General features: G+C 67.2%; 17 protein-coding genes and 1 pseudogene. 13 read left to right on the top strand and 5 right to left on the bottom strand.

Annotated elements, in window-relative coordinates; all coding sequences use genetic code 11:
* Positions 1–435: 435 nt before the first annotated feature.
* From CCN42_RS12975 to CCN42_RS12995, 5 genes are all read right to left on the bottom strand, one after another.
* Positions 436–1,203 (bottom strand): transposase, encoded by a 768-nt coding sequence (locus CCN42_RS12975; RefSeq protein ID WP_086735525.1) that lies wholly within the window; start codon positions 1,201–1,203, stop codon positions 436–438.
* A 45-nt stretch (positions 1,204–1,248) separates the two neighbouring features.
* Complete coding sequence (locus CCN42_RS42105) at positions 1,249–2,373, bottom strand: ATP-binding protein (RefSeq protein ID WP_143661903.1); 1,125 nt, start codon at positions 2,371–2,373, stop codon at positions 1,249–1,251.
* Between the two features lie 648 nt (positions 2,374–3,021).
* A complete protein-coding gene (locus tag CCN42_RS12980; RefSeq protein ID WP_086735527.1) occupies positions 3,022–4,026 on the bottom strand; it encodes a DUF4365 domain-containing protein in 1,005 nt (334 codons plus the stop codon).
* 335 nt (positions 4,027–4,361) lie between these two features.
* Entirely contained in the window at positions 4,362–4,613 is a 252-nt protein-coding gene (locus CCN42_RS12990) for a hypothetical protein (protein WP_086735531.1), read from the bottom strand.
* The gene (locus CCN42_RS12995; RefSeq protein WP_086735533.1) at positions 4,610–5,698 is read right to left on the bottom strand and encodes a DUF1152 domain-containing protein; all 1,089 of its coding nucleotides are present in this window, start codon (positions 5,696–5,698) and stop codon (positions 4,610–4,612) included. The genes CCN42_RS12990 and CCN42_RS12995 overlap by 4 nt, the downstream gene beginning before the upstream one ends.
* A 94-nt stretch (positions 5,699–5,792) precedes the next feature.
* Between CCN42_RS12995 and CCN42_RS13000 the strand changes: the two genes are divergently transcribed.
* The 13 genes and pseudogenes from CCN42_RS13000 (at position 5,793) to CCN42_RS13060 (ending at position 14,313) form a co-directional block, all read left to right on the top strand.
* Positions 5,793–6,524, top strand: coding sequence for a GntR family transcriptional regulator (locus tag CCN42_RS13000; RefSeq protein WP_245877258.1), 732 nt, complete (start codon positions 5,793–5,795; stop codon positions 6,522–6,524).
* Between the two features lie 280 nt (positions 6,525–6,804).
* Complete coding sequence (locus CCN42_RS13005; RefSeq protein WP_086735535.1) at positions 6,805–7,242, top strand: ATP-binding protein; 438 nt, start codon at positions 6,805–6,807, stop codon at positions 7,240–7,242.
* 89 nt (positions 7,243–7,331) lie between these two features.
* Entirely contained in the window at positions 7,332–8,060 is a 729-nt protein-coding gene (locus CCN42_RS13010; protein WP_086735550.1) for a GntR family transcriptional regulator, read from the top strand.
* 124 nt (positions 8,061–8,184) lie between these two features.
* A complete protein-coding gene (locus CCN42_RS13015) occupies positions 8,185–8,535 on the top strand; it encodes an SCO3933 family regulatory protein (protein ID WP_086735537.1) in 351 nt (116 codons plus the stop codon).
* Between the two features lie 5 nt (positions 8,536–8,540).
* Positions 8,541–9,914, top strand: coding sequence for an FtsK/SpoIIIE domain-containing protein (locus CCN42_RS13020; RefSeq protein WP_086735539.1), 1,374 nt, complete (start codon positions 8,541–8,543; stop codon positions 9,912–9,914).
* Positions 9,915–9,996: 82 nt separating this feature from the next.
* Positions 9,997–10,626 carry a DUF2637 domain-containing protein gene (locus CCN42_RS13025; RefSeq protein WP_086735541.1) on the top strand — a complete coding sequence of 210 codons (630 nt, stop codon included), beginning with the start codon at positions 9,997–9,999 and terminating at the stop codon, positions 10,624–10,626.
* Between the two features lie 18 nt (positions 10,627–10,644).
* The gene (locus CCN42_RS13030) at positions 10,645–10,836 is read left to right on the top strand and encodes a hypothetical protein (protein ID WP_004985516.1); all 192 of its coding nucleotides are present in this window, start codon (positions 10,645–10,647) and stop codon (positions 10,834–10,836) included.
* Positions 10,836–11,027, top strand: coding sequence for a mobile element transfer protein (locus CCN42_RS13035; protein WP_019527054.1), 192 nt, complete (start codon positions 10,836–10,838; stop codon positions 11,025–11,027). The genes CCN42_RS13030 and CCN42_RS13035 overlap by 1 nt, the downstream gene beginning before the upstream one ends.
* Positions 11,028–11,037: 10 nt before the next feature.
* Positions 11,038–11,232 carry a hypothetical protein gene (locus tag CCN42_RS13040; RefSeq protein ID WP_086735543.1) on the top strand — a complete coding sequence of 65 codons (195 nt, stop codon included), beginning with the start codon at positions 11,038–11,040 and terminating at the stop codon, positions 11,230–11,232.
* A 14-nt stretch (positions 11,233–11,246) separates the two neighbouring features.
* A complete protein-coding gene (locus tag CCN42_RS13045; protein WP_086735545.1) occupies positions 11,247–11,504 on the top strand; it encodes a SpdD protein in 258 nt (85 codons plus the stop codon).
* A gap of 132 nt (positions 11,505–11,636) precedes the next feature.
* The gene (locus CCN42_RS13050) at positions 11,637–12,938 is read left to right on the top strand and encodes a replication initiator (RefSeq protein ID WP_086735547.1); all 1,302 of its coding nucleotides are present in this window, start codon (positions 11,637–11,639) and stop codon (positions 12,936–12,938) included.
* The gene (locus CCN42_RS13055; protein WP_086735549.1) at positions 12,935–13,147 is read left to right on the top strand and encodes an excisionase family DNA-binding protein; all 213 of its coding nucleotides are present in this window, start codon (positions 12,935–12,937) and stop codon (positions 13,145–13,147) included. The genes CCN42_RS13050 and CCN42_RS13055 overlap by 4 nt, the downstream gene beginning before the upstream one ends.
* Positions 13,147–14,313: pseudogene (locus CCN42_RS13060) on the top strand (tyrosine-type recombinase/integrase). Before CCN42_RS13055 ends, CCN42_RS13060 begins: the two are co-directional and overlap by 1 nt.
* Positions 14,314–14,415: the final 102 nt, after the last annotated feature.

Raw genomic sequence — 14,415 nt, forward strand, 5'->3', positions numbered from 1 at the left:
ACCTAACGAAGTACTACTAGGGGCCTGTCTGACAATTCCCGCCCGCCCCGTGGCGCATGGCACGCACGCTCGCCGCGTTCGCACGCACCGGACGCCACGGGGCCCGCCCTCCGGGAGGACGACGGGAATTGTCAGACAGACCCTAGCCCCGAACATCGAGATAGGGCGTCGGTCGCTTCAGTCGCTGCATACCCCCAGGTCCCCGCCTGACCTGCAGTTTCACCCACTCCTTGGCCAGCGACCGAGGAAGCACTGGGTCGCTGCCGTTCAGTCCTACACGAAGACCCAGTCAGCGACTGAAGCGACCGAGAGTCGGACATGCCCTTGCCCTCCAGCGCTGGAAAAGGCCAGCGCCGTACAGGTCAGACCCCGACTCCCGCCACACGAGGGCTTTTCCTCGAACGCGGCTAGAGGTTGTCCCGTATGGGGTCTGAGTTATCCGGCGAGGGCCATGTTGTGCAGTCGGGCGATGCCGAGCATGGCCTGGTGAACGCCGTCGCCCTTGAGTCGGCAGTCGCGCAGGATCTTCCAGTTCTTCAGCCGGGACAGCGCGTGTTCCACTCGGGCCCGGGCCCTGCGATGGACTGCATTCTCCGTCTCCTGCTGACTGCTGAGGTACGTCTGACCGCGTCGTTTGCGGTGCGGGATGAGCAGGCCGGTGCCCTGGTAGCCGCCATCGGCGATGGTGGGTGCGCCGCGGCAGGCCCGGTCGATGCCGGACTCGGTGAACGCCCGGCAGTCGTTTCGGCTGCCGGGCAGCGGCAGGCCGATCGCCACGACCAGGCGGCTGTTGGCATCGATGACGACTTGCAGGTTCGTCGAGTACCGGTAGTTCTTGCTGGACGCGGCCACGCTGCGGTCGCGGGTGGGCACCAGGGTGCCGTCGACGATGTAGACGGTGTCCTTGCGCGGCCTGCGGGCCGGCGAGATCGCCAGCAGGGGTGCGAGGTGGTCGAGGATGCGGTCTGCCGCAGACTTCGAGACCCCGAACAACGGCGCCACCTGCCGCAATGTGAGGTTCGTGCGCCAGTACGTCGCCACCAGCAGCACCCGGTCCTCCAGCCGCAGCCGCCAGGGACGGCCCCGCTGGACATCACCGCCACGGCGCCGAACCAGCGCCACCAGCCTGGCGAACTGCGCCTCGGACAGCCCGGAGAACGGCTCGATCCACTTCGGATCATCCGTTGAGATCACCCCACCCATGTCCAAGTCAACGCACCACCCGCCACACTGGTTACGGGACAACCTCTAGGGTGAGCCTTCCAAGTTCTGTGGAGCATCGGGTAGTTGGCCGCGTCTCAGCAAGGCGCGGCCAGCAGCCAGCGTGGAATGAATCGCAGGAGCGGTGATAGGGATCGACCCTTCGCCTCTGCGGCGGACGATGCTAATGAAGGCCCCCTCCATGCGGCCGTCCACTACTGCCCCATGGACAAGGAAAGGCTTGAGCTCCTCGGGCTGAGGTGGAATGTGGAGAAAGACAATGCCCAGCCCTGAGCCGTCGGAGATCTCCTCGATGTCAAGGAGGTCGGGGGGTGGGTACAGATGATGTTCCAGAGCGCTCTGATAGCGACGCAGCGTGCGCCCGTCGAGGGGTACTGGGCAGACGCTGTGAATTACCTCCCCCGCAGGAACCTTCTTTCCTCGCATGCCCACCACGACGATTCCTCCGTGCTCGGCGTTTGCAAACCTTGCTACCGCCTGGGCTATTGAGATCTTTCCGTGTTGTGTATCGAGGTCGTAATGTGAACTCTTTACATCGAGCCACGGGCCTTCTGGCTGACCAATTAAAACGTCGGCTCGCCCCGCGCGGAGAAGTTCGATGGTTGTCTCGCGGGTGAGTTCGCCGCTCTCGGCAGCCTCTAGGAGTGAAATCGCGCCACTGCCGATTTCATATAATTCTCGGACTAGCCGATTGCGTAGGTTGCACTCGATATCGATGCGCCATACGAAAGGAGACGTATGGTAGTCGACGGTCATTTCAATGTCGCGAAGTGCTGCTCTACGTCTAGCTAGATACGGTGCGAGGATGGCCCGATAGACGTCGGGTAGAGTTTCCTCGTTGAACTCTTCTGACTTCGTAATAACGTGAATCTGTACGACCAGCGTTCCTTTTTGAAGCGAAATATGTACGGGGCCCGGCGGTGACCACTCATCATCAAACTCATCTTCGTCGCCCTCGACGATGAATACATCCATTTCGTCTGCCTCGTAGAGGCGAGCTGCGCTTTGCAGAGCATGCTTAAGGTCAACGGCTTTGAACTGTGCAAGTTCGGACTCGTGGAAGACGTACCCTTCAACGTCGCGATACTGGCGGCAGGTGTCCTCGAACTGAAGCTCCTCGCGGGTCCTGTCGAAGCGGATGGTTCGTGGCAACGGGGGGCCTCCCAGAGGTGTGGGCGGGCGTGATCGTTCGGTGTGGGGGCACACACGCAGTCGCTACGTGCGGCCAGTTCGCCACTGCGGATCTCAAATGATGCCTGGAGCTCGGTCTCTACCGCAGGTCTATCGCGGCGACCTGTGGCCCCGCCAGGGGACGCAACCTGAGGTGTCTTCTTGCCCTAGGTCTTGCCGGGGATCTTGGTGGCCTGCATTTTCGCTGTTCAGAGGCCGTAGGTTCGTGCGCCTGGTGGTCGTTGTTGGTCGTCCTTGGCCACTGTCGAGCAACCTTGGACGGCCCAGGGGCGGCCCAGCCATGCCCGCACTCGGCTGACGGCCGGCACCCTCGATGGGCCCCGCCTGAACCTCAGCCGACGAAAGTCAGCCACGATGGCGGGTGCGGCGATGGACTAGGCGCGCGTATGTCTCGCCGCATTCCCACCGGTCTTAGCCACGCTGCTATTGCCGTCGACCAGAGCAAGCCACGCTGGCGGAAGCGTGGCGGTGGAACCTTAGGCAAGGACCTTCACAATCGTGCCTGCGCAGTATCTTGATGAACTTGCACACCACAACGTGTGTTTTCATTTCCGGCAAAGTCTGTCATCAGTTAGCGCGCTGGACGCTGTAATTGTGAGCACTGGGGTGTCATGTACCCGTGCCACCCTGCCGCATTTTCTTCCTTCTCTCTACAGCAGAGGCAACGTAGTGAGTCAGGAGGATTGTGTACCCCACGTTGGGTACAACGCCCCCTATAAAAACCCACATGGCACCCCACCAATCCTCTGTGCCGCCACTGTCAATCACGGGCAACCAGAGAAAGTTCCCCGTAATAAGAGCAAAGAAGCGCCCGGTGTTTGCGGGAAGCCTTCCCGCTCGAAATTCAAAAAGAATGGTGAGCGCCATATAAAGCATAAAAAAGTAAAGGTTTGTTGCCCAGATGAACGGGTTCACTCCGGAGCCGTGCTTCTCTGCGAAACGAACCTGGTACGGCCACTCTATAGCCATAATCAAACATAGGAGCAAGAGGGGGAGGTAGCGACGGGCAATTCTGCCCGCCTGACTAAGTTTCTCTTCATGCTTCAAGGCTAGGTCTGCAAGGCCCTCGTAAAGAGGATTCGGTGCGGTTTCTGGGTCTAGCCCTTCTCGGGCCCGGGCCGCGCCACTGAAGACCTCTTCCTGTGTGGCTCCTCGAATGCGCATACCCTCATGATCAATATATGACTCCACCTCTGCCGCGAAGCCGCGGATTGTCTCGTCGGAAAGAACTGCAGCCTGTGGAACTTGAATCCACTTTGGCGAAATATCGGAGCCTCGTAGCTTTTTGCTAATATTAACCCAATGTAGTGACGACTGCTCTCGGTCGTAGACCACGCCAATCACCGGTATTCGACTTTCGCGCCAGTCTTCGCCGTGATCTTCAATAGGGACGGCGTATCCCTTCGACCGCTTATATTTCTTTCCACTTTTTACTTGCACTGCGAAAACGTGTCCGGTCCTGCGGCCGTTTCGGGTAAGCATTACATATAGATCTTCACCGTGGTCATTTCCTCCATCGATCTCTTGGACGATGTGGTCATGCTCTTCGAGTAGTGCGCGGAGCGCATTTACGCCCGCGCGCTCAATGCGACGACTTGGCCGAACCTTAGCCATCTTCCCCCCTGCCTCGAACTCGTCATGTTACCGAGGTGCTCGGACATCAAGACGTCCCTGAGGCATGACCCCGTAAGCTTCCGGCGCGTCCGGCAGTCTGTGGACCTGCCCGATGCGGCACGACGTCAGGGCCATGATCTTTAAAGCCGCGGAGCCGACCGCCCCAGCCACGGCGTACCCCTTCTATGACATCAGGTGGCTGACTGTTGATGGCGCGGCACGGGCGCCGGCCGGGCTGGAGCGGGGCGCAGACAGGAGCGCAGGCACGGCCGGGGGCCGTGCCGCGCGCGGCGAGCGGCAGCGAGCCGCCTTGAACCCGTAGAGAAGGTTGTAACTCAGTTGGATTCAGGCGTCGGTTGGCCTGCCGGTGGTCTGGCTGCTGTGATCCTGCGCGCCTGTTCTGCGGCACGTTGAAGTGCCTGGGCCACTTGGACGGCGTCGTCGGCGCTCAGCAGGATCTCCTGTGTCCAGAGGATCGAGAGCCTGACCGTGCCGTCGTGAAGGTGTACGGCTACATCGACTTCTGTGCCGAGGCCTGCTGCGTCCCGAACGTCGTCCAAGCCTGGATCGCTTGCGAACGCGCTCATGCTCCGATGTTCCACAACGGGGCGTCGTACTGGTCTGGGTGGCTGTTGATGAGGAGCCGGCGTAGCTCGTCGCGCTGGGAGCCGTTGAGGTTCAGTGCCTCGGTGAGGTGGCGGAACGTGGTGTGGGTGATGCCACGGGCGCTGGCCTCTGCCTGGAACCGGTCGAGCTGGGAGAGGACATCTTCGGGGGTGAGGGGGACTGGTGGCTGGCCCTTGAGCCATGCTGCCTTGTTGCGTTCGTAATCAATTTCGGAGAAGCCGCAGATCTCGCGGCTGTATGCCTCGGCCTCGTCCAGGGCGGCGGTTGTCATGATGGCGCGGGCCAGGCTGTTGCGGCTGACCGCGTCGTCCAGGTCGACTTCGTGGACCGTGGGTCCTTCGTCGGTGAGGGGGACGGGGAGGCCGGCGTCGCGTACCTCGCAGGTGCCGCGGGCTCCTCGGGCTGTTGCGGCGAGCATGGCGGTGGCCTCGGAGGGGTGCCACTCTAGGATGCTGCGGATCGCCTCGACGTCCTCGGCGGTGAAGGTGTGGACGAGGGGGCCGAGCAGGGGGCGCAGGTCGTCGGGGGAGATCTCGCCGTCCAGCCCGAGGCCTGCGACCAGGAGCCGGATCGGGGCGTTGACCTGGCAGCAGGCGGCGAGGGTGAGGGCGTCGGCGAGCGGACTTTTGAGGGTGGGTTCGTCGCCCTGGGCGAGGATGTCGCCGCCGACGTCGAGCAGATCGATCGATGCCGGCGCCAGGTGGGACACCAGCTCTTCGAGCTGGCGGGTGATGCCTTCGGCGCCGTGGTGCGGGTCGAGCAGGGCCAGTGTGTGCGGGAGCTCTGCCGCGAGGCGGGGGAGGGTGGAGCCTGCTGGGGCGATCGGCTGGGCTTCGGCCGGCACTGACCGGACGGACTGAGTGAGGGGTTCGAGTCCCGTGAAGCTGTCGGTTCCTCGTGGTCCCGGGAGCGGGTCGATCAGGAGGCGGTCCCATGAGTACGTGAGGATCACCGCCTGGTCCTCGTCGCCGTAGAGGGCGGCGTGAAGCATGGCGGCGGCGACTGCGTCGCCCCCTCCTCCTGCTGCGACGATCAACCGCGTCATGCGCTCAGAGTACGGGTTCACGGGTTGGCCACTCACCCTATAGTGGCTAAAGGCCATAGCCACTTGGACGAGGAAGGGAGGGGAGATGCCGTAGATCGAAGAGGCTCAACCGAAGTATCTCCAGATCGCCCACTACATCCGTGACCAGATCCTTCGGGGTGACCTGCGGCCGGGGGACGAGGTCCCCTCGGAACGGCAGCTCGCTGCGGACTGGAAGGTGTCCCGACCCACGGCCGCGCGGTCGTTGGAGGCGCTGAGTCATCAGGGCCTGGTCGAGAAGCGCCAGGGCTCGGGGACGTACGTGCGCAGCCCCGAAGTGAACCGCCGGGCAAGGGAGTTGTACGGGCGCGCCCGGCAGACCGGGAAGATCTACACGCCCGGAGAGTACGCGGTGATCACCTCGGCCGGCTGGCTGGAGGCTCCGGACTACGTCGCCGAAGCTCTGGGGCTGGTGAAGGATCGCCGAGCCGTGCACCGCCGGCGGGTGACGAACAACCAGGACGGTCCGATCAACTTGTCCACTTCGTGGTTCGCTGCGGACGTCGGCCAGCGGGCGCCCAAGCTCCTGGATCCCGAGCGGATCCAGGAGGGGACGCTCATGTACGTCGAGCGGATGACGGGGCGTCAAGGCAGTTACGCGGAGGACCGCATGTGCGCTCGGGCCGCCACGGACGAGGAAGCGGCCGACCTGCGGTTGGAGCCGGGGTCCGCGGTCCTCATCGTCCATCACGTCGTCTTCGACCTCCAGGACCGCCCGCTGGAGTTCGCTGAAGCCACCTACCCGCCGCACCGCTGGGCGTTCGAGCAGGGCTACCCGCTCACCTGACGACGACTCGCCAGTTCCGGCGAACCGCTTGCGCCTCCAAAGTGGCTAATGCCACTATCCAAAAAGTGGCTAAGGCCACTTGGAGGAGAAGGGGCACGACGTGACGAGTCGGCGGCCGGTGCAGGATGCGCGGTTAGCTTGCCGGGGGTGTCGGGGGCGTGGATGGAAGCGCGTCGGCTCCCGAACGGCGCTGGCGCTCTCCACGGCCAACGACCGCAGCCGTGCCACGTCGAAGCGGCGCTGTCTCGACTGCGACGGCAGCGGCAAGGAGTGAGCACGCATGGCCTACACGATCGACCGTCACCCCTGTGAGGACTCACCGTGGCTCGGAGCGATGACCTTGCATCCGGAGCCCGAGTCCGTCCCTCGCGCCCGGCGCTGGTTCCGGAATTTCATCGCTCCGTACAGCCCGGCCTGCTCGATCGACGACTGCGCGCTGATGATCTCGGAGCTGGTGACCAACGCCATCTGCTACGGGAAGTCGGATGACCCGTGGTTGGTGCGGGTCGAGTGGTACCGCGAGGGAACCTCGCTCCGCGTCGACGTGCACAACCCGGGCTTCCCGGCGAACGTGCGGCTGCGGCACCCGGAGGCGAACGACGCCCACGGGCGGGGGCTGCTCCTGGTCGACTCCATCGCCGATTCCTGGCGCTCCGGGCCCAGCTGCTTCGGCGGAACGGTTGTCTCCTTCGTGGTCGCCGATGCCTGGCCGGCGTGATGGGATAGCTCACCTCTCCTACTGCCACCTTGAATCTGTCGCTAGGCTGGTTGACCAGTTGACTTGGCCAATCTCGACGGGCGGTGTTCATGGCGTATGAAGTGGAGCCACCGAAGTACGTGCGCCTCGCGCAGACGCTTCAGCGGCGCATCGAGGACGGCACGTACGCACCCGGCACCCGCGTCCCCAGTGAGAACCAACTGGTGCAGGCATTCGGGATGTCCCGTCCGACCGTCGTCCGGGCCCTGGAACTGCTGAAGCGGGACGGCTGGCTTGAGTCCCGGCAGGGGTACGGAACGATCGTCCGGGGTCGCCCGGAAGTCGTCGAGCAGAAGGACCGGCGGGGGCGTGAGGCGCTGGAGCGCGACGAGTCACAGGGCGCGGGCCGGCTGATCGAGGTCGGGCATGTGCCTGTCCCGACTCGGGTCGCCTCGGTACTTGGTCTGCCGAAGAGGGCCAAAGTCCTCATGCGCCGCTTACTGGTCGAAGAGGACGGCGAAGCTGTCGAGCTGGTCTCGTCATACTTCCCCGCCGGCCTGGTTGAAGGCACTGAGCTGGGGTCCGGTGAGCCCTTGAGCGGGAGTCCCCGTGAGCACCTCGAAGCGCGGAAGAAAGTCCGCTTCGACCATGTGACCGAGCGGGTCTCCGCTCGGCTGCCCGCAGCTCGTGAAGCCGAGCTGCTGGATCTGCCGGACGGCGTCCCCGTGCTGAGCGTCCTGGTCGTCGCGTGTGACGCCTCCGGCCGGTCCTTGCAGGTCGCTGACGTGCTTCTGCCTGCCGACCGGCAGGAACTCGAAGACACCTACCGCCTGAACTGACTCCCTCCTCGGGCGAAACTTCGGCGATAGCCACTTGACAAGTCAACCTGGCATCCCGGCTCGAGCTTGCCAAGTCAACTTGTCAGGTTGGCAGGTTGATCGACTCTCAGAAGGAGCAATCCCTGTGCGTGTGATCCGCGTTGACGCCTCGACCGCCACGATCCTGCTCACCGAGGCTCCGGCGCCGAAGGTGCGCGACCGGCAGACTGGTGAGATCGCCAAGGACGCGGTGACCGGTGAGGCGCTGATGACCGTCGGCGTCGTCTACATCGATGAGGGCGAGTCGTCGCTGATCCAGGTCACCGTCCCGGAGAGCGGCGTGACCGAGGGCCTGACGGTCGGTGCTCCGGTCTCGCTTCCGGGTCTGGTGGCGCGGCCGTGGCAGAGCGTTTTCAACGGCCGGGAGCGGCACGGCATCGCCTACCGGGCGACTGCCGTTGCTCCGGGCGCCTTCTCGATGGCTCAGGCGGGCTGATCGCCGTGACGGATCTGGTGACGTGGGCCGAGCTGGGCGGTTCGCTCGCTGCGATAGGCGGGGCCGCCTACGCCCGGTGCGCCCACCCGGCGGCGTACTGGTCCACGGTCGGGCTGCCGCTCTCCGTGGCTCGGCTGCTGGCCTCGTACTCCTCGACCATGGACGCCTGCGGCCTGACCGTCGAACCGTCCCGGTGGCGGGCACTGGCCGTCCGGGCGACCACCCACCGTGAGGTCCGGCCGGTGCCTCCTCGTAGGGGCGTCATCCGTCCCACCACGACCGGCCTGCGCATACGGCTGAGGCTGGCTCCGGGGCAGGAGCCGGCGGACGTTGCGGCCTCCGCCGAACGCCTCCGGCACGCCTGGAGTGTCCACGCCGTCCACGTGCGGGACGTCAAGCCGGGCGTCGTCGAACTGCGGCTCGTCGGCTTCGACGTGCTGCGCAAGGTGCGGATGCCCCGTCGTCTCGACGGCGGCCCGCTTCGGATCCCGGTGGCGTTACGGGAGGACGCGACCGCGTTCGTGCGGGACTACCGGGCCGTGCCGCATGAGCTGGTGCTCGGGGCCACGCTCTCGGGCAAGTCCATGTACCTGCGGAACCTGCTGACCGGGCTCGCTGCTCAGCCGGTGGCACTGGTCGGCATCGACTGCAAGCGCGGGGTCGAGCTGGCGCCCTTCGCGCCCCGGCTCTCCGCCCTGGCGACCGACCCGGACGAGGCGGCCGAGCTGCTTCCCGCGCTCGTGAAGGAAATGGAGGACCGATACGACCTGATCAAGGCCCGGCAGGGCATCGCGCCCGGCACTCCGGAAGAGCTGATCACCTCGGACGTCTGGGGACTGCCGGAGGACGAACGCCCGGCCCCGATCGTGCTGTTCATCGACGAGGTGGCCGAACTCTTCCTCGTCGCCACGCGGAAGGAGGAGGAGCGGCGGGACGAGATGGTCACCCAGCTCATCCGGCTCGCCCAACTCGGCCGGGCCGCCGGCATCTACCTCGAAGTCTGCGGACAGCGCTTCGGCTCCGAACTGGGCAAGGGCGCGACCATGCTCCGCGCTCAGCTCACCGGCCGCGTCTGCCACCGCGTGAACGACGAAGCCTCGGCCAAGATGGCACTCGGCGACATCGCCCCTGAGGCCGTCTTCGCGGCCTGCGCCATCGCCCCCGAGCTGCCCGGCCTGGCCGTCGTCGGCGACACCTCCGGCGGCTGGTCCCGCATCCGCACCCCCTACCTCTCCCTCGCCGACGCTGCGGCCACCTGCCGCGCCACGGCGGACCTCGCCCCCGATGTACCGGCGCTCGATCCCTTCCGGCCGTACGTCCCGCCGGTGCCGGTGGAGGCGTCCGGGCCCGTGGCCACGGCTCGCCCGGTCACCGAGTAAGCGCACCCCGCCCACGGCCGGCACGGCCGTCCCGTGCCACGTCCCTACCCCCTCCATGCCTGGAACCGGAAGGAGCCGCGCCGTGCGTGCCCTGCCCGTCCGCATCGACGCCGTACTCGTCCAAGCGCTGATCGCCGCCGCGCTGTCCTTCGCCCACCTGCATGACCTGGCACTGGCTGCCGGACAGGACGGCTGGAAGGCATGGGCCTATCCGGTCTCCGTCGACCTGCTGCTGGTCGCGGCCTGGCGGCAGCTGCGCTCCGGTGAGGCGAAAACGGCCGGGTGGTGCTGGTTCCTCGTCGCCCTGACCGCCTCGCTCGGCGCCAACGTCGCCACAGCCGGACTCCTCGACCTGAACGCCGTACCGGCCTGGCTGCGCATCCTCGTCGCCGGATGGCCCGCGATCGCCTTCCTCGGCGGAACGCTGCTCGCCCACGGAGCAACCGCGGACGCCTCGACGAGGGAGCACGAGTCAGCCTCGGAACCCATGACGTCCGAAGCGTCCGTCTCCGCACCTGAGTTGCCCGCTGCGGAGCCGGAACCGGCTCCGCCCTCCACGCCCCCGGTCCCGCCGGCGCTCGTCACGCTCGCACGCAAGGTCGCCGACGAACACCGCGCCCGCACCGGAACGCCCATCGACACCTCGACCCTTCGCGCCCGGCTCGGCGTCCCGCTGCCGCTGGCCCAAGCCATCTCCACCCACCTGACCTGACCCGGAGGACCTTCCCCCGTGCGCCCGTCCACACTCCGCGCGCTGAAGCGCGCCGCCGAGCTGACCCGACAGAACCGCCTCACCGAAGCCGTGCTCATCGCCGAGCCCGTGATCCTCGCCGCCGACGAGTACGAGGGCGACGAGATCTTGCGCTGGCTGGCCGAGCACGTCACCGACTTCACCGGCGAAGACCCGAAGGAGACCCCCTGATGACCGCCAACCGCCGCTTCCGCCGTGTCGTCCGCATCGGCCCCGTGCAGGTCGCCACGTACTACGACGGCCGCGGCCGTGAGAAGCACACCGCCGCCTGCACGGCTCCGCGCTGCGGCTTCGCCACGGACTACGACAGCCGCGCCGCCGCCGAGCTGGCCGCCCGTACCCACCGCTGCGCCATCCGCTGAAGGAGCTTCCGTGACCGTCTCGCTGCCGCTCGTCTTCGTCCTGGGCGTCATCGCCTGGGCCGCGATCAAGTTCCTCGGTGTCCGACTCTGGGTCGCCGTCGTGATCGCGCTCTTCGGCTTCTGGCTCTCACACACCTTCCTCGCCCCCGCCATCGAGTCCGGCACCCGCTCCAGGGGCGACGTCGTCAACGGCACCCACGAGTGACAAGGAGATCCGCCGTGTTCCGTCCCAAGCTGCCCGACGTCCCCACCTTGCCGACAACGGCCGTCACGCCTCAGCAGACGCAGGCTCCGGCTCCCTCGGCCGGTCGCCCGATCGCTCCGTTCGTGGGCGTCGGTGCCGGCGCGGTCGCCGCCGTGGTCGTCGTCGGGATCGTGCTCACCGCACTTCTGGCGGCGGTCGCCGTCTCGGCCGTGTCCGTGGCCATCGCCGCCGTGGTCCTGCGCTCCCTCGTCAGCAGCGCGCACAAGCGCTGACCGGCCGCCGGGGCGGCAACAAGCCGCCAAGCATCCCGCCGCCCCGGGGGCCGTCCCTCCCAACCGTCACGACAGCCGAAAGGAACTCCCATCATCACCCGGCAGACTCCGCCCCCGCTGGCGGAACTCTCCATGCTGGCCTCCCTCGGCACCCTGCCCGAGCTGGCCCGCCAACTGTCCGGCCTGGGCGGCTGCACCCGCCCCGTACGCCTCGACGGCCACCGCACCGAACACGCGGTGGACCGAACGACCGGCGAAATCGGCCACGTCCTGCACCACCTGGACTCCTCCGCCCTCCCGGCCGGCCAGCTCCTCGTCTGCTGCAACAACCGCCGCGCCACCCGGTGCGCGGCCTGCGCCGAGACCTACCGCCGCGACACCTACCACCTGATCACCGCCGGACTCCGCGGCGGCAAGGGCACCCCCGAACGGGTCGCCACCCACCCGCGCGTCTTCGCCACCTTCACCGCCCCCAGCTTCGGCCCGGTCCACAACCGCCCCTCCGGCGATCGTCCCTGCCGCTGCGGCATCCGCCACGACGACCAGGACCCGGCCCTGGGCACGCCCCTCGACCCGGACACGTACGACTACGAAGCGGCCGTGCTGTGGAACGCGCACGCCGGGGCCCTCTGGCAACGCTTCTCGATCTACCTCCGCAGGGAGGTCGCCAAGCGAGCCGGCCTCACCCAGCGGGCCTTCCGCGACCATGCCCGGGTCTCCTTCGCCAAGGTGGCCGAGTACCAGAAGCGGGGCGCCGTCCACTTCCACGCGGTCATCCGCCTCGACGGTCCCGAGGGTGGTGAGACCGCGCCCCCAGCCTGGGCGACGGCCGAGCTGCTGACCGACGCCATCCGCGCTGCCGCCGCTGCAGCTCGCGTCGACGGCCCGGAGATCGACGGCCAGCCGCACACCTTCGTCTTCGGCCGACAGCTCGACGTCCGTACGATCCGGTCCACCGACTTCAACGACGGCCAGGACCTGACCGAGCGGGCCGTAGCGGCGTACGTCGCCAAGTACGCCACCAAGGGGGCCGAGACGGCGACGGGCACCCTCGACCGACCGTTGCGCTTCCTCGCCGAACTGGCACAAGCACGGATCACCGAACATGCCCAGCGAATGATCCGCACCGCCTGGACCCTGGGCGCCCGTCCCGAGCTGGCGGACCTGCGCCTGCGGGCCTGGGCCCACATGCTCGGCTTCCGCGGCCACTTCTCCACCAAGTCCCGCCGCTACTCCACCACCCTCGGCGCTCTCCGCGATGCCCGTGCCGAATGGCGCCGCGGTCAAGCCGCTCCGACCGTCGACACCGGCCACGACACGACTCTCGTCCTCGCGCACTGGGTCTTCGCCGGAACGGGCCTCTCCAGCGCTGAGAGCTGGCTCGCCGCCACCCTCGAACCCGCTCCCGGAACGGAAGGAGAGCCGACCGCATGAACGACCGCTACCTGTCCGTGGACCAGGTCGCCGAGCTGCTGGGGACGACCGCCCGCTTTCCGCGGCGGCTCATCGAGGAGCGGCGCATCCGATACGTGAAGGTCGGCCGACACGTCCGCATCCCTGAGAGCGCCGTTCACGACTACCTCGCCGCCCACACCGTGGAACCGGTGAGGCTCCGCCGCGCCGGACTGCGGAGGGCCGCCTGATGGCTAACAAGAAGGGCAGGCGCCGGCGCTTCGGTGCGGTGCGGCAGTACCGGTCCGGCCGCTGGACGGCGTCGTACCTCGGGCCCGACGGTGAGCGCATCCGCGCGGACAAGACCTTCGCGACCAAGAAGGACGCCGAGATCTGGCTGTCCCAGGTCGAGGCGGACCTCAGCCGCGGGGACTGGCGCGCCCCTGATGCCGGGGCCGTCAACTTCCGCGTCTACGCCGAGAAGTGGGTCGAGGAACGGGAGCTGGCCGTTCGGACCGAGGACCTGTACCGGCACCTGCTCCGCCTGTACATCCTCCCGGCGTTCGGCGGGCTCGACCTGGACGAGATCACGGCCCCGCGCGTACGTTAGTGGCGCGCCGAACGGCTCCGCTCCACCCAGGCCAAGACCACCGTCGCCAAGGCGTACCGCCTCCTCAAAGGCATCCTTGAGACGGCCGTCGACGACGACCTGATCACGCGCAACCCGTGCCGGATCAAAGGGGCGGGCAAGGAGTCGGCGGCGGAACGGCGCATCGCCACCGTCGCCCAGGTCGACGCGCTCGCCGACGCGATCGGCATCCGCTGGCGGCTCATGGTCTATCTCGGGGCCTACGGTCCGATGCGGCCGGAGGAGCTGGCCGGCCTCCGCCGCCGGGACGTCGACGTCGACAACCTCGTGATCCGCGTACGGGTCGCCGAGCCGGAGCGGACCAACGGCAAGCGGGCGCCCGGGCCGACCAAGTCCGATGCGGGTGCTCGCGTGGTCGTCCTCCCGGCCTTCCTCCGGAAGGAGGTGAGGCGCCACCTCGACTGGTTCGCCGAGAAGGGCCCGGACGGGCTGGTCTTCGTGGGGGAGAAGGGCGCGGCCTTCCGACGCACGACGTTCGGGCGGAAGTGGCGGCGGGCTCGTGAGATCGCCGGTCTCCCGGACGGCTTCCGCTTCTACGACCTCCGCCACACCGGGCACACCCTGTCGACCCGCTCGGGCGCCACCCTCCGGGACACGATGGTGCGCGCCGGCCAGTCCTCCGAGAAGGCGGCGCTGATCTACCAGCACTCCGACGAGGACCGGCAACGGGAGGTCGCCGCCGGGCTCGACGACCTCGTACGCGCCGAACGTGCGAAGCACCACAACGACGACCGCGCGCACCACAAGGAGGAGCCGTCGGCGAGCTAATGATGCGGTTGTGGTGCGGCACCCGCTCACCGGTCTGGACAACAAAGAACCCCCGGGTTTCTGACCTGGGGGTTTTGCTTGGAGCGGGTGACGAGAATCGAA

The organism is Streptomyces glaucescens (genome assembly GCF_002154375.1).
Taxonomy (GTDB): domain Bacteria; phylum Actinomycetota; class Actinomycetes; order Streptomycetales; family Streptomycetaceae; genus Streptomyces; species Streptomyces glaucescens.